The sequence below is a fragment of the Mesorhizobium sp. M7A.F.Ca.US.002.01.1.1 genome, from assembly GCF_004022955.1.
In the GTDB taxonomy this organism is placed as follows: Bacteria; Pseudomonadota; Alphaproteobacteria; order Rhizobiales; family Rhizobiaceae; genus Mesorhizobium; species Mesorhizobium ciceri.
This window is the reverse complement of the sequence record NZ_RZQE01000013.1, coordinates 1-23,902: the sequence shown is the minus strand read 5'-3', so window position 1 is coordinate 23,902 and position 23,902 is coordinate 1. Positions and strand designations below refer to the sequence as shown.

Sequence of the window (23,902 nt, the reverse complement as noted above, 5' to 3'; positions counted from 1 at the left end):
TGCCCGCGCCAGGCCAAGGCGCGCACCGGCGGACGGCCAATCTCCGGGTCTTTGACCTCGTCACAGTTCGCACCCGCTGAAGATCAGCCCTGCCATCAGCTGCGCCAGCAAGATGAGCGTGAACAGCGCCCCGATGCCCACGGAAGTCCTGGCAAGGAATGCGCGCGTGCGCGCCTTCCGGGGCGGAACCGTACCATGTCCGCGGTCATGAACGGCGTGCCACGACAGCAGCGCGCCTGCCAGGGCGACCGCGGCGCCTGTCAACGAGAACAAGGCAGTGGGACGAAAGCCGGCATGGCATTGCCAGGATGCAATCGAATAATCGAGCTGCAGCGTTATTGCCCACGCAACTGGTCCGCTGACCAGGCCTGCCCAGGAAACGCCGGTACGGATCGCCTGCATCTCACATCCTCGGAGCCCAATAGATAACAAGATAGAGCACGACCCATGAGACGACGACGAAGTCCCAGTAGAAGGCGTTGTCCGAGACGTCGCTGAAGCGGCGGCCTGCCTTGCCTTTTTGCGTGAACATGAGAACCGCCAGGACGATCGTGTCGCCGACATCGGTAAGGAGATGCGTCGTATGCAGCCCGAGCAGGAACCAGACGATCGATCCGTAAGCGTTCTGATCCCAGGAAATCCGCAGAGCCGGAAATTCCCAGATGCGAACGATCAGCGGAAGAATGCCGACGATCGACATGACGACCATGCCAAGGCGAACTTTCGCCAGGTCCTGGCGACGTGCCCAAACTTCGATCATGTGGTTGGGCACGACGCTCGCAACCAGAATAACCAGTACTGCCGTCCCCGGCAGCAGATCTGGCGCAGGGGCCCCAATGGGCCAATGCCGGGCCAGCACGGCCAGATAGAAGTAAGTGCCTATCGCCAAGGCAAAACCGGTTGCCTCGAGGGCAATGAAGGCAAGGGTTCCCCACCACATCGGGCTCGCTGACCCGAAATCGTATGTGGGCAGGTGACTGACGTCGGCGACGGGGCGGTGCCTCATTCCTCGTCCTCCGGTTCGCCTTTCGGCCAGAACCAGCAGATGAAGCCGATCGAAACCGGGATCGCTCCCCAGACCACCGCCCACGGCGTGTATATCGAACCGAGAAATGCGCCGCCGACTGCGATGGCCGACAGCAACGGCCAGATCGAGTTGTCAGCCGATGGTACCCTTACTTGCGGCATCGCATCGGCGACCGTGCCGGCGAGCACCTCGCGGGCGTCGACACGCAGACCTTCGACCACTGGGAGCACATCGGGCTCGGCCCAAAGCGGTTCGCGGTGAGTTACCACGGGCAGCCGCGAAAAATCGTAGGAGGGCGGCGGCGACGTCGTCGCCCATTCGAGCGTGCTCGCGCCCCAGGGATTGTCTCCTGCAATGCGGCCGTTGCGGAGGCTGAGAAAGAGATTCAGGAAGAAAAGCGCGAAGCCCGCGAACACCACCAGCGAAGAGAGGCTGATGAAGAGGTTCATCTCTCCCCAGCCGCTCGCCGGCGGATACGTATAAACGCGGCGCGGCATGCCTTGCAGACCGAGAATATGCATGGGGAAGAAGGTGAGATTGAACCCGAGGAAGACCAGCCAGAAATTCCAGCGGCCGAGCCTCTCGGACAGCATGCGTCCGGTGATCTTGGGAAACCAGTAATAAACGGCGCCGAGCAGGGGGAAGACGGCGCCCCCGACCAGCACATAATGGAAATGGGCAACCACGAAATAGGTGTCGTGCACCTGCAGGTCGAGCGGCACCGAGGCGACCATGACGCCGGTCAGGCCGCCGATCACAAAGGTGAAGATGAAGCCGAGAACGAAAAGCATGGGCGTGGCGAAGATCGGCCGGCCGCCCCAGATCGTCGCAATCCAGCAGAAGATCTGAACGCCGCTCGGAATGGCGATCATCATCGAGGAAGCGGTGAAGAAGCTCTCGCCGAGTTGCGGCAGGCCGGTAGCGAACATGTGGTGCACCCACAGGCCGAAGGAAAGAAAACCGATCGCGATCAACGACAGCACGATCCCGAGATAGCCGAACACCGGGCGGCGAACGAAGGTCGGCAGGATCGCGGAAACGAAGCCGGTCGCCGGAATGAAGATGATATAGACCTCGGGATGGCCGAAGAACCAGAACAGATGCTGCCACAGCAGTGCATCGCCGCCTGCTGCGGGGTCGAAAAATTTTGTGCCGACCAGGCGGTCGAGGATCAGCATTGTGCTCGAGACCATCACGGCCGGCATGGCGAACAGGATGACGAAAGCCGTAACGAGGACGGACCAGACATAGAGCGGGATGCGGTCGAGCGACATGCCGGGGGCACGTTGTTTGAAAACTGTCGCGATGATCTCGACCGCTACCGCGAGGGCGGACACTTCGGTGTAGGTCACCATCTGCGCCCAGAAATCGGGGCGCTTGCCGATGCCATATTCGGGTCCGGCGAGCGGCACATAGGAAAACCAGCCGGCATCCGCACCGGTTTCGAAGGCGAAGGCGATCCAGATCATCAGCCCGCCGGAAAGATAGACCCAGTAGCTGAATGCATTGAGCCGCGGAAAGGCGACATTGCGAGTGCCGATCATCAGCGGCACCAGGTAAATGGCGAAAGCTTCCATCACCGGCACGGCAAACAGAAACATCATCGTCGTGCCGTGCATGGTGAACAGCTGGTTGTAGAGATCGGGACCGATATGGCCGGCCTCAGGCTGGGCAAGCTGGAAGCGCATGGCGAGCGCTGACAGACCCGCAAGGATGAGAAACAGGAAAGCCGTCACGATATAGCGCCGTCCGATCAGCTTGTGATCGACCGTGACCAGCCAGCCGTAGAAGCCTTTCGGCGTTCGCCAGGCATGCGCCAGAAAGGCGCGCAGTCTCACCTCTTCGAGACCGGTGTCACGGATGCCTTTCAGGGCCTCCTGAGTGTGCTCGGCCAGCTTTCCCGCAAGGCCACTCATTCGAGGCTTCCGAGATAGGTGACGACCGCGTTGAGATCGTCGGCGCTAAGGGCAATGCGCGGCATCTTGGCGCCGGGCTTTATCGACTGTGGATCGGCGATCCAAGCGGCGAGCGCGCCAGGGGTCATGGCGAGCGTATCCGCGGCCAGTGCGCGTCGGCTGGCGAGATGAGTTAGGTCAGGTCCCACCGTTCCGCTGGCAGGCGTGCCTCTTATCGTGTGGCAGAGCGCACAGCCGGTGGACAGAAATGCCTGTTGGCCGCGGCGCTCTTCGTCGCCGCCAGGCGCGGATGCGACGGCGTTTTGCCTGGATTGCCATGCTTCGAACGCTTCGCGGCTTTCCGCGATGACGGTGATGGCCATATGGGCGTGCTGATAGCCGCAGAATTCGGCACACTGGCCACGATAGATGCCGGGCTTATCGGCGACGAGTGTGAGCTCACTCGGCCGGCCCGGAATGAGATCGCGCTTGCCGGCAAGATTCGGCACCCAGAAGCTATGAATGACATCGAGCGAATCGAGTTCGACCTTGACCGGTTCGCCAACCGGGACATGGATTTCATTTGCCGTGACGATCGATTGGGACCGATCATCTCCGGGATACCGGACCTCCCACCACCATTGGTGCCCGGTGATGCGCACGGCAAGCGTTTCCGTTCCGCTCAGCGAAGCAATGGATTTGCCGGCGAAAAAACTCGCTATCGTCATCATGACGAGCACCAGAACGGTCAACGCAATGGCGCTGCCGACAACGCGAGCAAATCGGCGCTCCTGACGAGAATCGATCTCGAGCGGCGAGCGCGTTGTCTCGGACAGGCGACGACGCAAAAGCGCTGCCGCCAGGATCAACATGACAAGCAGCCACGTGGCCACTGCGATTGCGCTGAAAGACCAGATCAGATCAAGGATTCTCCGGGCATTCGCACCGTGTGCATGGAGGGCCGATTGCTTGTCGCCGCATCCTGCCAAGGCCAATATCGGCGCTGCGCTGATCGCCCTCAAACGCCGTTGCGCGGCCGTTCCCTGAACGGTGCCAGGCAAGATTTGCCTAGGACATGTGGGGGCAAGCGACATTCGCGGTCGTGTCAGCCTGCGAGAGCTGGCCAACGGACTCATGCACCTCGCCATGAAGGATCCACCATCGTTGCCAAGGCCATAACGCGGCTGACTGAAAAAGGATGCTTGGCAACACCCCCCGGCTGAAAACCGACGCGAAGCGGTGCGGGTTAGACGATGCGCAACTGCTGGAAAGCCTGTTGCCGCCGACCGCTCGTTTGAATCCAGAGAGCGACCAGGAGCAGTGCGGCCCCGCCATAGATCAGGCCGGCGGGAATCCACATGATCAAGCCTGCAAGTTGCTGGTCCTCGAGCGGGTTGAGCCCCCATAAATCCGAGCCGATCGCATTATCCGGATACCACAGCCTGGGCGAGACGACGAGCAACACCCCGAGCAGCCCGGTGTGGAGGGAGGTGAAGAAAAGATGCATCACGGCATTGCCGCAAGCCTGCTCGCGGCCAAGGCGAGGCAGCAGCACCCACCAGAACAAAAGCCCGCTACCGAGGAAACTCGCGTGCTGGGCATAATGCAGGAAGCCCTGCTGGAGGGCAGCCTCGAACAGCGCCGGGACATGCCAGATCCATATCGCGGCTCCGTGCAGGACGGTCGCGACCACAGGACGGCTGATGAACGCCCAGACCGCCCGAAGCGCATTTGCATGTCCGGCCGCTCCGAATATCTGGCGCAGCTGTACCGGCAGGGCCCACATCATCGCCGCCGTCGGGCGGGAGGCAACCAGCAGAGGCGCTGCGACCGCCATCAGCAATTCGTGCTCGATCATGTGCGCCGCAAACACATGTTCGCCCAATGCATGGATCGGGCTTACAAGGGCGAACGCCAGGACGGACCAGCCGGCAGCAAACAGCAAGGCCTGCCGCGATCGCAAGCGACGTCCACGTCCGCTCCGTCGCCACAGCCGGCCAGCGCCGGCAACATACAGCAAAAGGATTGCCGCCAGTGGCAATGTGATGGGTAGCGCCAGAGTCCAACCAGCCTGCGGAGCGCCGTTGCCATAGCAAATCGAGGTCGAAAAGAGCGCGTCGAAGCTCATGATCCGCATCCGTCATCCGGAAGAGCGCGGGTTCATCTGGAAAGATTCAGAATGAAGCCACTGAGGCGCGCTGTTCCACCTCCCTGCGCCGCCTCTAGGCATCCATCATCGATTTCGCCGGCTCACGGGCGATATTTTCTTCTATGCGTTCGTGTCCCGGCGTCCGCGGCAGGGCCTGGCGGAAGTTCTTGGCGTAGTCTGCCGGCATTTTGGGCGGCATCAGCGGCTCATAGGCATCTACCAGCGCTTCGATCACGACAGGGCCTTGCGTGGCGAAAGCCTGGTCGAGAACCGTCTCGATCTGATCGGCCCGCTCGATGCGAAAACCCTTTGCGCCCATTGCTTCTGCCGCCTTGGCAAAATCGATCGGCTGCAATTCGCAACCGAATTGCGGGTTGCCCAGAAACATCATCTGCTCCCAGGCGATCTGATTGAGCATGTTGTTCTTGATCACCAGAACCTTGAGCGGGATCTTGTAGCGCACCGCCGTCGAGAATTCGCCGAGCTGCATGGCAAAGCCGCCATCGCCGACGATAGCGGCAATCGGTCGACCGGGAAAAGCTATGCCGGCAGCGATGGCGTAGGCCAGACCGCACGCCATCGACGCCAGCGATCCGGACACCCCGAATGCCTGGCCGCTGCGAAGATCGACATGGCGGGCGGCCAGCTCCGTATTCTGACCGGAATCCGTGGCCAGCACTGTGTCGTCGGCCAATCTTTGTCCGAAAGCCCGGGCAATCGCTTGTGGCTTCAATGGTTGCGCCTGCATGTCTTCCGACTGCCGCATCATCTCGCGCCATTTTCTCATGGTCTCCTGGGAACGGCGCAGGAATTCATCCGAGGGCTTTTGCGTCAGGCGCCGGTTGAGCGCGCGCAATGTCTCTGCCGCGTCGCCGACAAGGCCGGCCTCGACTGGAAAGCGCAAGCCGATCCGTTGCGCATCGCAGTCGATCTGGACGCCACGGGCCTGTCCGGGCTTCGGGTAGTATTCGATGTAGGGAAAGGTCGAACCGATAATCAGCACCGCGTCACAACTCTCCATCGCTTCTTGCGAAGCCAGGGTTCCAAGAATACCGATCCCGCCGGTGGTGTAGGGATGATCGTCCGGCAGCACCGCCTTGCCCAGCAAGGCCTTCGCGACAGGCGCCTGCAGCAGGCGCGCCGTATATTCGAGTTCGGCTGCCGCGCCGATGGCGCCGCGTCCGGCCAGGATCGCAACCCGCGAAGCGTCATTGAGAATGGCGGCGGCTTTGTCGAGCTCAACGTCCAGCGGTACGCTGTGACCGGCGAACATATCCTGCGGCGTGTGCGCCGGGCGATTGCGCTTGGAGCGCTTCGACGGATCACGCTCCTGCTCCTGGATGTCGCTGGCAATCGAAAGATGGGCGACGCCCTTGCGCGCCAGCGCGGTTCGACAGGCAAGGCTGGCGACGTTTTCCATATGCGCGGCGTCGGCAACATGGGCGTTATAAACGGAGACATCGTTGAACACGCGCGTCAGATCGACATCCTGTTGCGTGAACGTCTCGATCAGATCGTGGAACTGCATGCCCGTAATCGCCAGCACTGGAGCCTGGTCGAGCTTGGCGTCATAGAGGCCGGTCAGAAGATGTGTTCCGCCGGGGCCGGACGTCGCGAGGCACACGCCCAGCTTTCCTGTCCACTTGGCATATGCACATGCCATGAAGGCAGCCGACTCTTCATGCCGGACCTGAACGAAGGCAATTTTGTCGCGCCGCGTCCGCAACGCTTCCATGACGCCGTTTATGCCGTCTCCCGGCAAGCCGAACACCACCTCCACGTTCCAGGCGACGAGTGTGTCGATCAGAATTTCTGCTGCATTCGGCATGTCAGGGTAGCTCCGGGTGGATGGTGTCCGAACCGGTGAATCCCGAGTTGGTTCCTTCGTCGCAATAAATCGTGACAGGTTTCTGGGGCGATCTCCCTGGGGCGGTCTATTCGATCTGCTCGAACGTGCATTGCCGTGGCGCCTTGTCGGGGCGCCAGCGCAGCAGTTTGGTGCCATGGCGAAACCGATTGCCGGTGACGTGGTCGAAGCGGACCTCCACCACCAGTTCAGGTTCCAAAGGCTCCCATTGTCCGCTGCGCTCCGTGCTCCAGCGGCTCGGGCCGCCGGGCGCCTTGCCAGTGAATCCGGGCTCTGACCGCAGCCCTTCCAGCCGGCGCGTGAGCGCTCCTCTGTCGGTCCTGGCGATGGTCGACGTGAAGCCGACGTGATCGAGCTTGCCGTCGTCATTGTAGAGGCCGAGGAGCAGTGAGCCGACCTCACGGCTACCCGCGAGATAGCGGAAACCGCCGACAACGCAATCGGCGGTGCGCCTCGGCTTTACCTTCACCATCGCACGTTCGCCGCACAGATAATGCTCGTCGAGCACTTTGGCCACGATGCCGTCGGTCGATGCATGGCCGGCCCCGTTCAGCCATCGAGCCGCCGTCGCTGCATCATAAGTGCACTTCGACAGGCGAAGATCCGGACTGTTCGAGGAGGTCACGAAGTCCTCGATCGCTCGCCGCCTTTCGACAAGTGGTTTGCCCGTGATGACCTCGCCGCCCGGCCTGGCAAGCATGTCGAAGAGGATCAGACTGGCAGGCGTCTGCGAACTCAGTTTGCGGATTCTGCTTTGTGCCGGGTGAAGACGCATCTGCAGCGCCTCGAAGGAAAGCTCACCGTCCACCTCGATGACAATCTCGCCGTCGATGACGAAATGCCCGCGCTTGAGGTCACGCAGGATCTCCGTGATTTCCGGAAAATAGCGGCCGAGCGGCTTGCCGGATTTGGCGCGCAGGTCAACGGTGTCGTCGCTCTTGAAAGCAAGGCAGCGGAATCCGTCCCATTTAGGCTCGTACTGCCAGCGGTTCCCATCCCTTGGGATTGCATCGGCAAGCCTGGCCTCCATCGGAGACGTATCCAGCGGGAGCGGGAAGGCGTTTATCGGTTCATGCACGGATCAGGCCTCCAAAACCGGTTCAGGAACGGCTCTGGCTTTTCAACTTCCAGGACTGCACCGCGTTCCATCAGGCTGGTTCTTCGCGATGGACATTTTCATTTGCCGCCGGAACCCGGTGACGGCTGGCCCCTTTGATGTCATCGGCGGCGCGAAAGGAGATGCCCCATCGACCTCTCATTGTGGACAGCTTTTGTCGGAACCGTCATTCTGATGCAGGTGCCGCCAGGCCCCGACAGCATGCTGGTGATGGCCCGCGGCATCGGACACGGGCGCGGCGTGGCGTTGTTCACGGTACTCGGCATGACGCTGGGCGCCGGACTGGTGCAGCTTCCGCTGATTGCATTCGGCCTGTCTTCGCTTGTCCACGCCTCGCCGGTGGCGTTCAATCTGCTTCGATGGGCCGGGGCGGCCTATATCATGTGGCTGGGTTTCCGGCTGCTGCTTTCAGCCTCGGCAACCATTCCCACAGGTGACATCAAGGCCCTGCGGCCGCTCGCCGCCGCCCGGGAAGGAATGATCGCCAATCTGAGCAATCCCTGGCCTTTGATGTTCATGGTTGCGTTCCTGCCGCAATTTGTCGACCCGCATAGGGGCTCCGTCACGTTGCAACTGGTGCTGCTCGGCGCAACACAGAAGATAACCGGTGTGCTGGTGCTGGGAGCCTACGCCTTGGCATCGGGCGCGGTCGGCGCATGGGTCATGCGGCACCCTCGCGCAAGGCTTTGGCAGCAGCGGCTCGCCGGCTGTCTCATCATCGGCCTCGGCGTGCGGATGGTGATCGGCGGCAGTACGAGCCGCTGACTTCAAGAAATAGCTTTTGTGCCACGTCGCCTGAAGGATTGGCTTCGACACAAGCATTGTCTTCTTCAGGGGGACGGAGCATTCGCTTTGACGTTCGGCTCCGCCGCCGTCGCGGGCCGGGACCGTGTCCAGGAACAAAAAACCTGACCGGAGGTTCGAACCTCGATCTCAATGCAGCTGCAACGCTTCATCGCCATCCGATTGGAATGTTCGTCATGATTTCTTGCGTGGCCTCGGTAAAGACGCGCCTTCAATGAACAAGCCGCCTGAGAATGCTGGCCAAAGGGAAAGCAGGCGAAAAGGGGGCGACGTCGTTCGGGCGCTTGGGCTTGGCCTGATCACCGGCGCGGCCGATGACGACTGCTCGGCCATCGGTACCTACGCCAGCGCCGGAGCGCGGTTCGGCCCCGACCTGCTGTGGACGGCACCTGTCACGCTGCCGATGATGTATCTCGTCGTCTACCTTTCATCCAAACTTGGCCAGGTTTCGGGTCGCGGGCTTTTCCAGGTCATATCGGACTTCTATCCGCGTTGGCTGCTATGGTCCGTGCTGGTGGGCGTGCTGATCGGCAACACGATCGAGGCAGCCGCCGACCTTGGCGCCATGTCGGCGGCTATTGTGCTGTTCGTTCCGCTGCCTGCTCCGTTGGTCGTCACTGCCGTTGCGGTCGTCATTTTTGCCCTGCAGGTGCTCGGATCGTACAAATTGATCCGAAATGTGTTCCGGTGGCTGGCTCTGGCTCTGCTTGCCTATGTGGTCTCCGCGGTACTTGCCAAACCGGATGCCGCTTCCGTCCTGCGTGGCACGCTGTTGCCACAAATCGAGTTCAGCCGAGAGTACCTGTCCATCCTCGTCGCCATCGTCGGGACCACTCTCTCCGCATACCTTTACACGTGGCAGTCCAATCAGGAGGTGGAGGAGGAGATCGCCAAGGGTCGAACGAGCCTCGAAGAGCGCAAAGGCGCCACCGAGGGTGAACTGCGCCGATCCCGCCGCGATATCCTGATCGGCATGACGTTCTCCAATCTGATCATGTATTTTATCATCCTTTCGACCGGGTCGACGCTCTACAAGGCCGGACACACGCAGATCGAGACAGCGGCACAGGCGGCCGAAGCGCTGCGGCCGCTTGCCGGCGACGCTGCCGGCATTCTCTTTGCGGCCGGTGTAATTGGCGTCGGCTTCCTGGCCGTGCCGATCATGACCGCTGGCGCTGCTTTCGATTTCGCCCAGGCGATGGGATGGAAGAATAGCCTGCATGCCAAACCCCGGCAGGCTCCCAAATTCTACATCGCGATCGGGGTCATAACGCTGGTGGCGGTGGGTCTCAATTTCTTCGGCTTCAACCCGATGAAAGCTCTCGTCTGGTCCGGCATCGTGCAAGGATTTTCAACGCCGCCGCTGCTGCTTCTCATCCTCATCATGACCAACAATCGCAAGATCATGGGCGACAAGGTCAACAGCACAAGCACGAACATCCTGGGCGGCGTGACGACCTTGGCGATTTTTGCGGCGTCGGCGGGATTGGTGGCAAGCTGGTTCTTGTAGCTCGCATGGCATGACAGATGTTCAGGCACGGTGGAACATCGGCGGTCAAATCCCGTTGAGACGCTTGTGGGAGAAAGGAGGTTGTCCATGTCAAAGTTGCAGGCCGCAACTCCGGACCGTTTAAGGCAGCTCAGGCTTGAAGCTTCAGCACATTTCGCTCCGTTGATGCTGAACGAAGCCCTGTTGCGCCTTTCCCATGCCTGCGGAGGCGACAGCCTCGACCGCTTCGAGAAAGCCATGGTTGATCAAATCGAGGCTGCCAAGGACGATCGGGCCGATTTCGAAACGATCAAGGAACTCGCGATCGAGCAGCTTTACGCCCTGGTCCGGAACGCTAACGATTCGCCGAAAAAGAAACAGTCGCTGGAGAAGATCGACACGCGCAGAACGCCCGGCCGGTCCGAAGAACCACGCACGCTCGAGGACCAACTGCAGGCGGGGTTGGAGGATTCCTTTCCGGCGAGCGATCCGCCTTCGGTGGTGTCCACGACCATTTCAGGCGGAGCAAAGAAGCTGGTTGGGACCGACGAGGTCCTGGAGAAGCAGCGGCGACAAGCGTCCAGCAAGGAAGATCGCTCGTAGACCGCGGTGCCGGCTAGGGTTGGCGGCAAACCAAAGAGTGCGGGTGCGCCAACGGAAACAGCTGACGCCATCGCATCAAAGTTTGACAGCCGCCTCCCGCGCCCAGAGCCGCAGTTTGCGGCATGACTGCACAAACGCAGCTACCGAAGCTGCCGAATCCAGCCGCCTCAGCCCCTCATCGGCATCGGGAGCGACGCCTGCTTTGATCAGGAGCGGCTCGGCCCCGGAGGTGAAGCCGATGAACTTGCAATGCGCAAACGCATCAGACACGAAATCCTTCGCAGCGGCCTCCGTGACCAGTAGCTCGGCGCCCGCCTCGGAGAGGAGCAGCACCACCGCGTCGAACAAAACGGATGGACCGCCGTCGATCATGTGCCTTGCCTCGATGTGGGTGCCGTCGGCGGCTTCGACGCCGCCCACCTTGGGCGCAACCACCTCCATCACCGCGCCTTCCGCTTCGATGGCGGAACGAAGTTCCTCGAACAGCGCGACATCGGCTCCATCGCTGAGCATGACACCGACTTTGCGGCCTTCGAAACTGTCGGGCCCGTTTTGGATGATGCTGAGCGCCGGCGACGGCGGCAAGTCATCGCGCGGTGGAACGGCGGCTTCGGCAGGTTCGGGCATGTCACGGATGCCGAGCTTGTCGGCGACCGTGGTCGCCAGCGTTTCATCGATGTTCAACAAATGCGAAACCATGCGTTCGCGGATCGCCGGTGCCTGGACCTTGCTCAGTTCAAACGTCAGCGCCATCGCGATGTGACGCTGCTCCGGTGGTGTCTGGCTGTTGAAGAATTGCCGGGCCTGGCTGTAGTGATCGGCGAAGCTCTCCGCGCGCAGACGTACTTTCTGCCCTTGTTCGGCATCGGAGAAAGAACGGAAGCCACGCTGCGGATCCTCGCGCGGTCCCAGTCCCCATGAGTTAGGTTCATAGTTGGCGCGACCGGCCGGATTGCGCATGGCCATGTGCCCGTCCTGTTGAAAATGGGCGAACGGGCACTTCGGTGCATTGATCGGCAGATGGGTAAAGTTCGGGCTGCCCAGCCGCTTCAATTGGGTATCGAGATAGGAGAAGTTGCGGCCCTGCAGAAGCGGATCGTTGGAGAAATCGATTCCGGGCGGCACATTCTGCGTCATGAATGCAACCTGCTCGGTCTCGGCGAAGAAATTATCCGGCATCCGGTCGAGCACCAGCCGACCGACCGGAATTGGTTCGAGAACCTCTTCGGGAATGATCTTCGTTGCGTCCAGGATATCGAAGTCAAAACTGTCGGCAAACGCCTGATCGAACAGTTGCACCGTCAACTCCCATTCCGGGAAATTGCCGGCCTGTATGGCCTCCCACAGATCGCGGCGATGGAAGTCGGGATCGGCGCCGTTGATCTTGACCGCCTCGTTCCAGACCACCGATTGCATGCCGAGCTTGGGTTTCCAGATGAACTTGACGAAGGTGGATTCGTCCTTGGCGTTGACGAGGCGGAACGTGTGCACACCAAAGCCTTGCATGAAGCGGAAGGAACGCGGGATGGCGCGATCCGACATGATCCACATGACCATGTGCATCGATTCCGGCATCAGGCTGATGAAGTCCCAGAAATTGTCGTGCGCCGTCTGTGCCTGCGGAAAAGCACGGTCGGGCTCCTGTTTGGCGGCGTGGATCAGATCGGGAAACTTGATGGCGTCCTGGATGAAGAAGACTGGAATGTTGTTGCCGACCAAATCCCAATTGCCTTCCTTGGTGTAGAGCTTGACCGCAAAGCCGCGCACGTCGCGGGCGAGATCGAACGAGCCCTTGTTGCCGGCAACCGTCGAGAAACGAACGAATGCCGGCGTCTTTTCACCAGCTCGCTGGAAAATGTCGGCACGTGTGTATTTGGCCAGTGAGTCGTAGGTCTCGAAATGACCATGCGCGCCATAGCCGCGGGCATGGACGACCCGTTCCGGGATGCGTTCGTGGTCGAAGTGGAAAATCTTCTCGCGAAAGTGAAAGTCTTCGATCAGCGATGGTCCGCGTTCACCGATCCGCAATGTGTTTTGGTCGTCGGAGACAGGCGTTCCGAGCGCCGTGGTAAGGACAGGCGTGTCGTCTTCCGCGATCTGGTGCAACTCGCCGCCATTTCCGCGCGCGCTATTCTGATCCAGTCCACTTGCCGATTGGCGAGCGGAGGGGCGAGCGGATTTGGCCATGACAGGTCCTCGATCGATACTGGAAGGTTGAAGTGGCAAGCCATCAAACTGCCGGTGAACGGCTTTGTTCCCGTAAAAAAGCGGACGCTGTAGATACCACTGTCGAAGGAGGCGTCACTGCTGCGGCGATGGTATGCGTCGATCGCATGACAGATATCTCCGCCCGCGAAGAATTATGAAGAGTTGTCTCCAGCAAGAGGAACGAACCAAACTTCCATGCATTTAGCTGAGGCTGCGTTCACACACTCTTTCTGCTGGGAGCTGGACCATTGTCATCCGGAGGCTGCCTTTTGGCCGACCAGGAAACCAATGAAGTTTCCATCGTTGACCTGATACCCGCCCTGCGGGCATTCGCCCGCACCTTCTGCCGCGTCCCCGACGATGCTGACGATCTCGTGCAGGAGACACTGACCAAGGGTCTCGCCAACATCGACAAGTTCGAACCCGGTACGCGAATGAAGTCGTGGCTCTTCACCATCATGCGCAACACCTATTATACCCGGGTCAAGATCGCTGCCCGGGAGGCGCCAGGCCTGCTCGACTGCGCCTCTTCGAGACCAATTTCGGAAGCCACCCAGGAATGGACCGTTCAGAGCAGGGAAGTTCACGGCGCCATTCAAAGACTGCCTGAACACCAACGCGAGGTGCTGATGCTGATCGGCGTTTTGGGAGTGAGCTACGAGGAAACCGCCGACATATGCGGTTGCGCGGTCGGGACGGTCAAAAGCCGCCTGAACCGTGCGCGCGCCAACATCCTTGAACTCCTAGGGGAGAGTTCGCTGGAGACATTGATGGAGAGGAGAAACCAGCTGTCGGACGGTCAGCTCGACGTCGAGGTCGACAGCCGCAGATAGTCAATTGTTCGCGTCGCGCCGACGCTTCTCGACGAGCGCGTTCTGCAATTCGATCGCCAGCTTGGTGAGGCGGTCCGGAATCTTTTCCTGCTCTATGGCTGCCAGCAGGGAGGCAATCTCCCGATCCACCGCCATCTCGACATGCGGATCCGCGGTATCGTCGCTCGAACGAGACATCACATTCTCTTGATAGCGGTCCCTTGATCGTAGTGTGGTGATAAGCGCCCGGCATTACAAGCCTGTGTCCACCGCCGAGAAGCTGACCGGCGGACCCTTGCACAGGTTTATTTCCTTGCTCCTTGGTCGCCCCGCGGACCACAGGCCCGCGCGGTGGCGTTCAGTCCTTCGGCAATCGATTAGCGGCGTAATCCTTCGGACTTGATCCGATTGCCGTCCAGCCCGCGCTCCTCCTTCGAATCGAGGACACTCGTTGGTGCCCTTTGCTCGACGTCCGAACTGGCATCGTGCTGTAATGTTCCGTCTCACCGAGCGAGCAAAAAAGCGTTGCCATCCCATGATCGAAACGGCTTCTCACCGTCGATGAGGACCCGCAATTGATGAGCTTGCGCCAGACGGCCGATATCGTCGCGGTCTGAGAAAAGCGATCCGCGATAGGAATAGTTCAGCAAGGCGAGCCAGCCCGGCCGTTTCAGAACGCGCGCAATTTCTTCGAAATGCCGCTCTGCCATGCCGGCCAGAACCAGATAGGGAAAGCTGTCGACCGCCAGCACGCAATCGAAACTGGCATCGTCGAAATCGGCCAGATCGAGACCGGAGGTTTGTCGTAACTCGACATTGCCGAGTGCGGCGCATTGCTCTGAGGCGATGGAGATCATTCGCGACGATATATCGATACCGACCATCCGCTTGAAGGATTTGCACAGCGCACGCTCGAAACGGCCGATGCCGCAACCGATGTCGAGAATGCTCCGTTCCCTTCCGGTGAATTCTCGGGCTTCCAGCCATGCGACGATTTCGTTGGTCGTGGCTGTGAGCCTTTCCTCATCGCCGAGGGATGCCAGTTGGACACTCGCGGCTCCCGAAATCGCTGCCGCGGCATCGAAGCTGGACGCCAGCCGCATGACGACAGCGGCATTCGTCTCGTCCTCATTGCGCTCATGGCGAACGGCGCCGCCCGTCGCTCGCAACATGGCAAAGACGTCTGGTTTGCAGCGCAGCAGTCCGGCGACCTTCCGCAATCTTGCCGCGTCGCCGGTATCCGCCGGACGGACTTTCAGCACGACCTCCGCCAATTCCGCTGCCCCAATTGTGGGCGGCAGGTGGAGCGCCAGCCTGACGAGAACACCTTCGGCGCAAATGCCGTCGGCCATGCAGTCTTCAACCGCCAGCCTGACCGATGTCCGGCGCTGGGCGCCTTTCGGTGCGGTTACACTCATGGGTCAACTCCGCGTCCAGACCCTGCGCATCGTCCACCTGTCGGCGGCGCCCCAGCCATATTTGTAGGCCTCCTGGCCGCGCAGGAAATCGAACTCGCGCGCATCTTCGCGGATCGACTCCACGATTGCGTGGCCAATCAGGATCGCGCCCGGGCTCTCCTCGGCATAAGCAGGGTCGAACCCACCCAGATAAGCGTAGGCACGGCCGCGGTGGTAAAATCCGTAATAGGCACCGATGGTCCTGTCATCGATCGCGAGCAGCCAGCATCGCACCAGACCATGAGCATCGAGCAAGGGAAGCGAGAGCCGATGGAATTGCTCGACGGCGGGGTTGGCCAACACACCCCCTCCGTGTTCGGCCCATCGCACATTGTGCAGGCGGATCAATTGATCGAGGAAGGTTTGCGGACTGCCGCTTGCCGATGACAGCGCAATCCGGCCGCATCTTGATGCGGCCTGGCGCGCCCGACGCAACTGGCGTCTGCGTCTTGCGGGGACGCAGCCTGCCAGCGTTTCGTCGCCGGCGATGGCGAGCACGGGGCAGGCGGCATGGGCGGTCGGCCGATCCATCTCGGGATGCTTCATCGCAAGGGCGACGCTGTCCTGCGGCAAGTCCGACAAGATCCACTGCGCCCACCCGATCGAGAAGATCGACTCGGCGATAACGCCGACAACCTCGGCTTCGATCCCAGGGACAGCCAGGATGTCCAGATAATCGCTGAGCGAAATGCCGACCGGAAGCAGCTTCGAACCAGCCGTCCCATGCTCCAGGTAACACGGCGCCAGCCCGACCAGATCCCCGCCGTGCCAGACCGCGACTGTCGCCAGTTCACCGGGTGCGAATGCGTGCCACCATGGCACCAGCCAGGCGGGAGATTGAAACGGCGTCGCCGAGGGACTCTGCTGCCACAGTTTCCACCAGTGCGGCGTCAAGGCGTCGAACTGCGCGGGGTCACCGATGATTTCGCAGCGCAGCACCGCTTTGCTCACGGCGTCGCAGCCAAGCGCCGGCGACCAGTGCCAAGCTGTGCCAGCGCCTGATAGGCATCCATGTAAGACGAGATCATCCGTTCCAGCGAAAATCGCCGTCGCGCTTCGGCCCTGCATGTCTCGGCATCCAAGCTGGGCGCCGCAAGAATGGCTTGGGCCATCTCGTCGACCGTGTCGACGAGAAAGCCCGTTCTGCCGTGCTCTATGACGTCGGGAAGCGCACCATTTGGAAAGGCGACTACCGGGGTCCCGCAGGCGAGGGCCTCCATGGCCACAAGCGAGCTGGTCTCGGCTGCGAGGCTCGGAATGACCAGACAGCGCGCTGCGTTGAGAAAGCGTCGCTTGGCGGTGAAGCCGAGCGGACCAAGGAAGCGGCGGCGGCCATCGAGGCGAGATTGGACCTCGTCGCGAAAGTACCGCGTATGTGTTTCGTAGGGATAGACCTTACCGCCGACGACCAGCGGAACGCCTGCTAGTTTGGCTGCATCGAGCGCCAGGTGAATGCCCTTCTCCGGGCAAACCCGGCTCAGAACCAGGGCAAAGTCGCGCTTCGGCTGCGGCAGGTTCAGTGCTTGGATGTCGACGCCGTTCGGAATCGGTGCCGTCAGCCTGGCGCCTGATGGCGCGGTTTTCTGCTGGCTGGGCGAGACCGCATGAAGCCAGAGGTCGCCACGCGTCGGGCGCAATGCCGCGGCCGGATACCAATCCAACGGCAGGTGGAGGGTCACCAAGGTCGGACCATCGTCGGGCAGATAAGCGTCGAAATCGATGCCGTGCAGATGAACCACATCGATGGGCCATCGGGCGCGGGCAGCGGCGATCGCTTTGCGATGGGCCTCTTGCGCGCGGCGCTTCGCCGCCTCGTCGAGCATGCCGTTTTCGGCCGGTATTTCCACAAGCGTGCCGCTCGTGCTGGAGCCACGGCAAGCAATGACGATAGATCGATGGCCGGCGTGAACCAACGCCCGATCGAGCATCGACAGAACCTGTTCGGCACCGCCGACAGCGTCGGGTCCGACGGGCGCGAGAGGGTAGGCGACATTGAGGACGGTGAGTGTCGCGGCCGGTTGCGTCCCGGTGCCCTGCGCCGCATTCCCACCTGTCAGTGGTGTTGCGCAGTCCGGCATCTGATGCATGGGCAGCATGACGATTTCACGCGGCCGAGGCCCGCCGCGTGGGGAGCGAGGCGGATGTCATGCCAGGCGCATAGCGGCGGATCATGGTTGAGCAGAATTCCGCGAACTCCTCCGGCACCAGTGGCGGGCTGGTGTGGTGGGGCATCATTCCGCGATGCTGAGGTGTGAAGCAGAAGGTGACCGTCACGTCGAAATCGGCGAGTGCTTCCATCTGCCGGTCGAACCAGTCCAGCGCATTCGGCCGAAAACTGTCCGCCCAGGAAAGCCCGGTACGCATATTGGTGACACCCAGCCGCTTCATCCAGGCGACAGCGTCGTCCAGCCGCGGATCTTCGAAATGAAACCACTGCACCAGTCCCATTGCGGGTGTATAGCGCAGGAATTCCTCCAGCGCGGGCTTTGGCGTGCCGTCCTGGCGCAGCAGCCCCATATGGAAATGACGGTAATAAGAGGAGCCTTCGGCTTCGCGGTGACGCGTCGTTGCTTCCCATTCACGCGGAAGATCGTAGAGGCTGTACCACTGGACGCGTGGTGCATTGCCGAGCAGCAATTCAGCTGTTCGCTTGAGCCCCCAGACCTGGATTTCCTCGGCGCCGAAGGTCGATACGCCGACTTCGCTGACCCAGATGGGAAGGTCGGTGACGGTCGCGATCTCGCCGATCTTCTGCGGCCATTCCTGGATTTGCCACAGGTTCCAGTCGAGCGGAAAGCCGTGCACGGCGACGGCGTCGACATGATCCAGCACGCCGAATTCCTTCATGCGGGTGATGAATCCCGGGACTATCGGCGAGATGCCACCGAGCACTTTGGTCAAAGCCGGGTTTTCAGATGCGATTGCGTCCGCCGCCAGGATTGCCATCCTGGCGAAGCGGCTCCAGTCGGGGTCGAGCTCGGGATCCCAATGCGATTTGTTGTTGGGCTCGTTCCAGATCATCGCGGCTTCAACCATGGCGCTGTCCTTTCGAGGGGTAGACGGGACCGCCACTGGCCGGGTCGCCTGCGGCCCGGCAGAAATAGACCTCCTGCTCAGGGTGCAGAACGATCTCGAAACCGGCGCTGCGCAGCATCGCTTCGGTGCAGGCTCGATTGGGTATCCACCAGTTGGTCGGGTCGTCGGCATAGCGGTGCTCGATGAAATGGAGCTTGGGAAATTCCGGCCGGTCGAACAGGTCATGCGTCCAGAAATGATAGTTCTCTTCCATCTCGGGAAGATCGGTGCTGCCGCGCTGCATGGACTGGAAGATCATCAGATCACCGGCGACATGCTCACGGATAAGGTCGAGCGCAAGCAACGGGTGGCGCAAGTGATAAAGCACCCCCATGAACAGCACGATATCGAATGTTTCGCGCAGGGCGCCGACGTCGTAGACCGACAGTTTCTGGAATTCGATCTCGCAATTGGCGATCTCGGCGGCAAAGCGGGCCTGCGCCAGATAAGCCTCATCGAAATCAATGCCGAGGACACGGGCAGCACCTCGCCGTTTCATCTCGATGGAATAGAAGCCGGCATTGCAGCCGATATCCAACACCGTCTTGCCTGTCAGATCCGCGGGAATGGCCTCGGCGAATTTGCGCCATTTGATCAGCGGGTAATTGCCGAGAAAATGGTTGGGAGCGGTTTCGACACCGGCCAGTTCCATGTTGTGGAACCATGGGCCGAGAGCATCGATACGGCGGCGGATTTCGGCATGGGAATGCAGCATGGTCAGGCTCCTTCGCCGGGAACGACAGGCACATGCGGGTGTGCTCCACCCACAAGCATGGCGGTTTGGCGTTGTTCGGATGCGACGCCCTCTTCGAGCAGCCGAAGAGCCGTGCGATAGCCGTTGAAGGTGCCGACATCGACGTAGGAGACTCCGGCCCTGACACCGTAGGCTTCACCGCCGGCAGCCAGATAGGCATTGATCAGGGTGCCGATATATTCGTCACGCCGGTCCCGTTCACGCCAGAGTGCAGCGAGTTGGTGCAAGATCCGGCCCGGCATCTTGAACGCCCCCCAGATCCAGTTCGTGGCAGCGTCTTGCCGCTTGACCTGAATTTCCTTCACCCGATCTCCCTCGTCGAGAACCACGGCATCGAAAAATTCCGGGCGGTCCACCGGGAAGAGCAGAAACGATAGGGAACTATCCGGCAGGCAGGAGAAGCCGTCCTCGGGGAACCAGATCGTATCGGGCAAACCAATCAAAACCGTCTCGTCGGGCGCGACGAGAGGCGCTGCCCGAAAAATCGCATCGCAAAGTCCAACAGGGTTGGGCTGCACCACGAACAGAGCGGCAGCGTCACCATAGCCGGCGGCGTAATATTCGAGAATGTCGGATTTGCCCGATCCGATGATGAAACAGATCTTGTCGACGCCGGCGCGCACCATCCGCCGCACCAGGTACTCGCTCACCGCGCAGGGACGCTCCGTCTGTCCATCGATCCGACTGCCTACCGGCAGCAGCTCTTTCGAGAAGCCGAGCGGTTGAATGCGGCTGCCGCGCCCGGCAGCGGGCACAATGCCCAACATCAGACTGCTTCCATCATCGGTTCGCGGGGAGATCTTTGAAAGGCGTCGTTTAGAATGTGGTCCAGCTCCGCCGCGCGCCGGGCAGAAGTGTGTTCGTCCAGAACCCGTTCGCGCGCACGGGTTTTGATGGCATCGAGTTCATCTGCCGGCAAGGCGAGCGCCGCGACCACGTCATCGGTGTCGTGGGCCAGCAGGATCTCGCTGCCGGGTTCGAAGAAGCTGCTCAGGCCAGGCCAGGTGTCGGTTATGATCGGCACCCCGCATGCCGCCGCTTCGAACAACCGGCCCGAAGGACACCAGCCTTTTTGCACCATCGCCTCGCGGGTGACATTCAGCGTCAGTCGGGAGGATGAGAAAAACGCCGGATGATCGGCCGGTGGCAGATGCCTGACGAAGAAGATGTTGTCGCCCCACGGGAATTCCTGCGGATACTGTGCGCCGCCGATGATGAAGCGTTGATCCGGTAGACGCGCGGCGGTGCGGACCAGAAGCTTTTCGACGCCGGCCTGGCGATCCGCCGCGTAGGTCCCGAGATAGGACAGATCACCGGCGAATTCGGCCCGCTTCTCTGCCGGCCGGTGTTGGTCGGGATCGACGTGCCCATAGAGCGGCAGCACATGGCGCGCACCCAGAACCGTCTTCAGCGCGTCGACCGCCGAGCCGCCGGTGTAACTCAGGACGAGGTCGAAATCGGCAAGACCCTCAGGGCCGAAATAGGGTGGACGCTCACCTTGTTCGATGCGGGCAAGCGTGACCGGAGTGTCCAGATCGTAGAACACACGCAGTCCGCGGCCTGCCTGCTGCGCCAGCCGCGAGGCGTCCACGGCGTCGGGACAATAAGAGGTGACGATAACGACATCCGATTGCTTGACTGTTTGCTCCGCGACCCGGCGGATGTCCTCCCAGTCCGGGTAGAGCACGACGTTGCCGCCGTCCAGGCGATCAAGATCGCGCGCTCCGGCATAGTAGGGCGTGTCGCGTTCGAAGAAGGTAACGGACCAGCCGCGCCGGGCGAGGGCTCGGATCAGTCCCCTCCATAAGGTGGCATGGCCGTTGCCCCATGAAGACGTGACGGTAAGACCGAAAATGACCATCTGCATCCGGCAAATCCTCGTCAGGCAACTTCGTTCAATCGGATCAGCTTCGCCCCCCAGTCCCCCGACACGATCGTCGTGATCGAAGCGGGATCGATGTCGAAGCGAAAGCAGTCGCCGGCCGGCAAGCCAAGGACCTTGCAGACGGCGGCCTTGATCACATCGGCGTGGCTGACCAGGGCGACACACTGATTCGGATGCTGCTCGTGGACAGCATTCATCACCGCGACGACGCGCTGCTGGACATCGTGCATGGTCTCGCCACTCGGTGTCCTTGCCACTTGCCGCTGATCATTCCAGGCTCGCCAGCTGGCGTCGCCATTCAGTTCATCGAAAGTCTTTCCCGACCAGTCGCCGAAGTCGATCTCGTCAAGTTCGGCGCAGATCGCGATTTCTCCGACACCGCAGGCGAGCGCAACTGGCAGCGCCGTCTCTCGGGTACGCTCGCGCGGGCTGCACAAGATCGCGACGATGGGCTCCCGGGCCATGCGGCAGCCAAGCTGCGTTGCCTGCGCCTTACCGGCATCGCCGAGGCAAACGCCGTCCATACGGCCTGCCAGATAGGAGCCGACATTTTCGTGTGCCGCATGGCGGATCAGAAAGAAGGTCGTCGTCATTCTGCGGCATCGAGCAAAGGCTCGTCCTTGCCTGCGATAAAAGCGAGCGTGCGCTGCCGCGCTTCGGCGTCGGTGAACTGTTCCGGAGGCGACTTCATAAAATAGCTGCAGGGACCGGTCAGCGCGCCAGCTATGCCGCGATCGAGCGCCAGCTTGGCGCAGCGTACCGCATCGATCACCACGCCGGCCGAGTTGGGCGAATCCCAGACCTCCAGCTTGAGCTCGGCATTGAGCGGCACGCCGCCGAAGGTCGTGCCTTCGACCCTTATATAGGCCCACTTGCGATCGGTGAGCCAAGGCACATGGTCGCTCGGGCCGACATGGATGTTGCCCGGCTCCAGGGGAACATCGAACTGGCTGGCCACGGACTGTGTCTTGGAGATTTTCTTCGATTCCAGCCGCTCGCGTTCCAGCATGTTGAGAAAATCGGTGTTGCCGCCGAAATTCAGTTGATAGGTGCGGTCGATGCGTACGCCGCGTTCACGGAAGAGATTGGCTAGCAACCGATGCACGATGGTCGCGCCGACCTGGCTCTTGATGTCGTCGCCGACCAGCGGCAGCCCGCGCTGCTCAAAGCGCCGTCGCCATTCCGGACGTGAGGCGATAAAGACCGGTATGCAATTGACGAAGGCGCAGCCGGCCTCGAGTGCGCATTCGGCATAGAAGCAGGTCGCCTCCTCGGAACCCACCGGCAGGTAGGAAACCAGCACGTCAGCGCTGCTGTCACGCAGGATCTCGGTGACATTGGCAACCGGCTCGGGAGCTTCTTCAATCTCGTCGCGCAAATATTTGCCGATCCCGTCCAGCGTCGGTCCGCGCTCGACGCGAACGCCGGTTGTCATGGCGTCGGCAAAGCGGAACGTGTTGTTGGGGGCGGCGTAGATCGCTTCCGCGACGTCGAGGCCAACCTTGCTCTTGGCGACATCGAATGCGCAGACAATCTCGATGTCGTCGACATGGTAACCGCCGAGGTCGGCATGCATCAGCCCAGGGATTGGTTCGTTGCTTTTAGCGTGACGATAGAACGAGAGGCCCTGCACCAGGGAGGATGCGCAATTGCCGACCCCAACGATACCAACACGAACCTTTTTCGATCCCACGAAACCGCCACCCTATGTTGTTCAAAGGTAAGTTCCTGGCGCCGAACCATCAGCTTGCCGGAATGTTCCTCCGCCCATCGAAAAATTGCGCGAGACAGCATGGATCGAAGCCGCATACGATGCGTTCCCGCACGGCAAGCATTGGAAACCGATCGATGATCGTCTACGGCGACCACAAGCGGACGCAGGACGCACAACAGCTTCGCGAAGCAGCAGGCGAAATGGCCGTAAGACTTGATCGGATGTCTCATGGCATCCGACGCCATGCTGCATTGGTCGGACTGTTCATCAGCGTGTCGGAGCTGGTTCAGGCGCTTGCCGACGTCGATTTCGAAACCTGCGGCATCGACATTTTTTCGCCACGGCAACAGCAAGGCGCCAGGCTGCTGGTCGGGCTTGCCGCCGAGGTAGCGAAGTCGTGGCGAAGCGGTTTCAACGTTGGCGGTGGCATCGATCCGGGACTTCTCAAGCTGCTGGCCGGGCTCGACTGTCAGGCCGAGGTTCTGACCGGCTCCGCTGAGGGTTATGCGCATTATGCGCTTTATCCCGAAAGCTATTTGGACGCGGCGCAGAAGTCGGGGCTCGATGCGAACACATGCGTTATCGGTGTCCGCAGCATTGGCCTTGGGCTCGCAGCTATGGTGGCGGCCTCGATTGGCGCGCCTGCGCCATTCAGCGTTCGTCCGATCGGCCATCCTTTCCACAGGCACATCAACGCCGATCCGCGGTCGATCACCGCTTGGAAGAACAATCCATCGGCGCGTTTCGCCGTTGTCGACGAGGGTCCCGGCCTGTCCGGCAGTTCGATGCATGCCGTTGTCGTTTGGCTGCGTGAACTGGATGTCGATACGGACCGCATTCACCTGTTTCCCAGCCATTCAGGCGGCCCGGGCAGCGAAGCGTCGCCGGAGGCTCGGGAAACGTGGTCGCGCTGTCCGAAACATGTGGCGACGGCGTTTGAATGCACCTTCTCCGAAAACTCGAAAATTCCCACGCTGCGCGATTGGGTGGCCGAGGCGGTCGGCGGGCCGGAATTAAACCTGAACGAACTATCTGGTGGCGAGTGG

At 61.3% G+C, this 23,902-nt stretch carries 23 protein-coding genes and 1 pseudogene; 5 read left to right on the top strand and 19 right to left on the bottom strand.

Going from position 1 to position 23,902, the window contains the following annotated elements; genetic code table 11:
• Positions 1–60: 60 nt before the first annotated feature.
• The 7 genes from EN932_RS03410 to EN932_RS03380 form a co-directional block, all read right to left on the bottom strand.
• Positions 61–402, bottom strand: coding sequence for a hypothetical protein (locus tag EN932_RS03410; protein WP_127369860.1), 342 nt, complete (start codon positions 400–402; stop codon positions 61–63).
• 1 nt (position 403) lies between these two features.
• Positions 404–1,006 (bottom strand): cytochrome c oxidase subunit 3, encoded by a 603-nt coding sequence (locus tag EN932_RS03405; protein ID WP_013533222.1) that lies wholly within the window; start codon positions 1,004–1,006, stop codon positions 404–406.
• Positions 1,003–2,943, bottom strand: coding sequence for a cytochrome c oxidase subunit I (gene ctaD, locus EN932_RS03400; protein WP_127384536.1), 1,941 nt, complete (start codon positions 2,941–2,943; stop codon positions 1,003–1,005). The genes EN932_RS03405 and ctaD overlap by 4 nt, the downstream gene beginning before the upstream one ends.
• Positions 2,940–3,911 (bottom strand): cytochrome c oxidase subunit II, encoded by a 972-nt coding sequence (coxB, locus tag EN932_RS03395; protein WP_348630129.1) that lies wholly within the window; start codon positions 3,909–3,911, stop codon positions 2,940–2,942. Before coxB ends, ctaD begins: the two co-directional genes overlap by 4 nt.
• A gap of 257 nt (positions 3,912–4,168) precedes the next feature.
• Positions 4,169–5,050 (bottom strand): cytochrome c oxidase assembly protein, encoded by an 882-nt coding sequence (locus EN932_RS03390; RefSeq protein WP_127369992.1) that lies wholly within the window; start codon positions 5,048–5,050, stop codon positions 4,169–4,171.
• A gap of 94 nt (positions 5,051–5,144) precedes the next feature.
• Positions 5,145–6,899, bottom strand: a complete 1,755-nt coding sequence (locus EN932_RS03385) for a thiamine pyrophosphate-dependent enzyme (protein ID WP_127384535.1) — start codon at positions 6,897–6,899, stop codon at positions 5,145–5,147.
• A 106-nt stretch (positions 6,900–7,005) separates the two neighbouring features.
• Positions 7,006–8,016, bottom strand: coding sequence for an ATP-dependent DNA ligase (locus EN932_RS03380; RefSeq protein WP_027164032.1), 1,011 nt, complete (start codon positions 8,014–8,016; stop codon positions 7,006–7,008).
• Positions 8,017–8,229: 213 nt separating this feature from the next.
• Between EN932_RS03380 and EN932_RS03375 the strand changes: the two genes are divergently transcribed.
• From EN932_RS03375 to EN932_RS03365, 3 genes are all read left to right on the top strand, one after another.
• Positions 8,230–8,820: a LysE family translocator gene (locus EN932_RS03375; RefSeq protein ID WP_127368134.1), complete on the top strand. Its 591-nt coding sequence runs from the start codon at positions 8,230–8,232 to the stop codon at positions 8,818–8,820.
• Positions 8,821–9,073: 253 nt separating this feature from the next.
• Complete coding sequence (locus EN932_RS03370; RefSeq protein ID WP_024502351.1) at positions 9,074–10,369, top strand: Nramp family divalent metal transporter; 1,296 nt, start codon at positions 9,074–9,076, stop codon at positions 10,367–10,369.
• A gap of 87 nt (positions 10,370–10,456) precedes the next feature.
• Positions 10,457–10,951 carry a hypothetical protein gene (locus tag EN932_RS03365; protein ID WP_013533214.1) on the top strand — a complete coding sequence of 165 codons (495 nt, stop codon included), beginning with the start codon at positions 10,457–10,459 and terminating at the stop codon, positions 10,949–10,951.
• A gap of 75 nt (positions 10,952–11,026) precedes the next feature.
• Here the strand turns inward: EN932_RS03365 and EN932_RS03360 are convergent, their stop codons facing one another.
• On the bottom strand, positions 11,027–13,138 hold the full coding sequence (locus EN932_RS03360; RefSeq protein ID WP_127368132.1) for a catalase: 2,112 nt from the start codon (positions 13,136–13,138) through the stop codon (positions 11,027–11,029).
• A 290-nt stretch (positions 13,139–13,428) separates the two neighbouring features.
• On the opposite strand from EN932_RS03360, the gene EN932_RS03355 reads away from it, so the two are divergent.
• On the top strand, positions 13,429–13,992 hold the full coding sequence (locus tag EN932_RS03355) for a sigma-70 family RNA polymerase sigma factor (RefSeq protein WP_013533212.1): 564 nt from the start codon (positions 13,429–13,431) through the stop codon (positions 13,990–13,992).
• On the opposite strand, the gene EN932_RS03350 is transcribed toward EN932_RS03355, so the two are convergent.
• From EN932_RS03350 to EN932_RS38700, 11 genes are all read right to left on the bottom strand, one after another.
• Positions 13,993–14,169, bottom strand: coding sequence for a hypothetical protein (locus EN932_RS03350; RefSeq protein WP_013533211.1), 177 nt, complete (start codon positions 14,167–14,169; stop codon positions 13,993–13,995).
• Between the two features lie 305 nt (positions 14,170–14,474).
• Positions 14,475–15,389 carry a class I SAM-dependent methyltransferase gene (locus EN932_RS03345; protein WP_064993463.1) on the bottom strand — a complete coding sequence of 305 codons (915 nt, stop codon included), beginning with the start codon at positions 15,387–15,389 and terminating at the stop codon, positions 14,475–14,477.
• Between the two features lie 3 nt (positions 15,390–15,392).
• Complete coding sequence (locus tag EN932_RS03340; protein WP_127368131.1) at positions 15,393–16,379, bottom strand: GNAT family N-acetyltransferase; 987 nt, start codon at positions 16,377–16,379, stop codon at positions 15,393–15,395.
• The gene (locus EN932_RS03335; RefSeq protein WP_281061519.1) at positions 16,376–17,506 is read right to left on the bottom strand and encodes a glycosyltransferase family 4 protein; all 1,131 of its coding nucleotides are present in this window, start codon (positions 17,504–17,506) and stop codon (positions 16,376–16,378) included. The genes EN932_RS03340 and EN932_RS03335 overlap by 4 nt, the downstream gene beginning before the upstream one ends.
• 25 nt (positions 17,507–17,531) lie before the next feature.
• Positions 17,532–18,464 carry a beta-xylosidase gene (locus tag EN932_RS03330; RefSeq protein ID WP_128368716.1) on the bottom strand — a complete coding sequence of 311 codons (933 nt, stop codon included), beginning with the start codon at positions 18,462–18,464 and terminating at the stop codon, positions 17,532–17,534.
• Positions 18,457–19,218, bottom strand: coding sequence for a TIGR04290 family methyltransferase (locus EN932_RS03325; protein ID WP_127368128.1), 762 nt, complete (start codon positions 19,216–19,218; stop codon positions 18,457–18,459). Before EN932_RS03325 ends, EN932_RS03330 begins: the two co-directional genes overlap by 8 nt.
• A gap of 2 nt (positions 19,219–19,220) precedes the next feature.
• Complete coding sequence (locus EN932_RS03320) at positions 19,221–20,024, bottom strand: sugar phosphate nucleotidyltransferase (RefSeq protein WP_024502357.1); 804 nt, start codon at positions 20,022–20,024, stop codon at positions 19,221–19,223.
• On the bottom strand, positions 20,024–21,124 hold the full coding sequence (locus EN932_RS03315; RefSeq protein WP_127368127.1) for a glycosyltransferase: 1,101 nt from the start codon (positions 21,122–21,124) through the stop codon (positions 20,024–20,026). Before EN932_RS03315 ends, EN932_RS03320 begins: the two co-directional genes overlap by 1 nt.
• Before the next feature lie 14 nt (positions 21,125–21,138).
• Entirely contained in the window at positions 21,139–21,735 is a 597-nt protein-coding gene (locus EN932_RS03310) for a histidine phosphatase family protein (protein ID WP_013533203.1), read from the bottom strand.
• A complete protein-coding gene (locus EN932_RS03305) occupies positions 21,732–22,835 on the bottom strand; it encodes a myo-inositol-1-phosphate synthase (protein ID WP_013533202.1) in 1,104 nt (367 codons plus the stop codon). Before EN932_RS03305 ends, EN932_RS03310 begins: the two co-directional genes overlap by 4 nt.
• Positions 22,718–23,368, bottom strand: a complete 651-nt coding sequence (locus EN932_RS38700) for a hypothetical protein (RefSeq protein ID WP_245460882.1) — start codon at positions 23,366–23,368, stop codon at positions 22,718–22,720. Before EN932_RS38700 ends, EN932_RS03305 begins: the two co-directional genes overlap by 118 nt.
• Between EN932_RS38700 and EN932_RS03300 the strand changes: the two are divergent.
• Positions 23,285–23,902, top strand: a pseudogene (locus tag EN932_RS03300) (hypothetical protein); the annotation flags it as partial. The gene EN932_RS38700 and the pseudogene EN932_RS03300 overlap by 84 nt on opposite strands.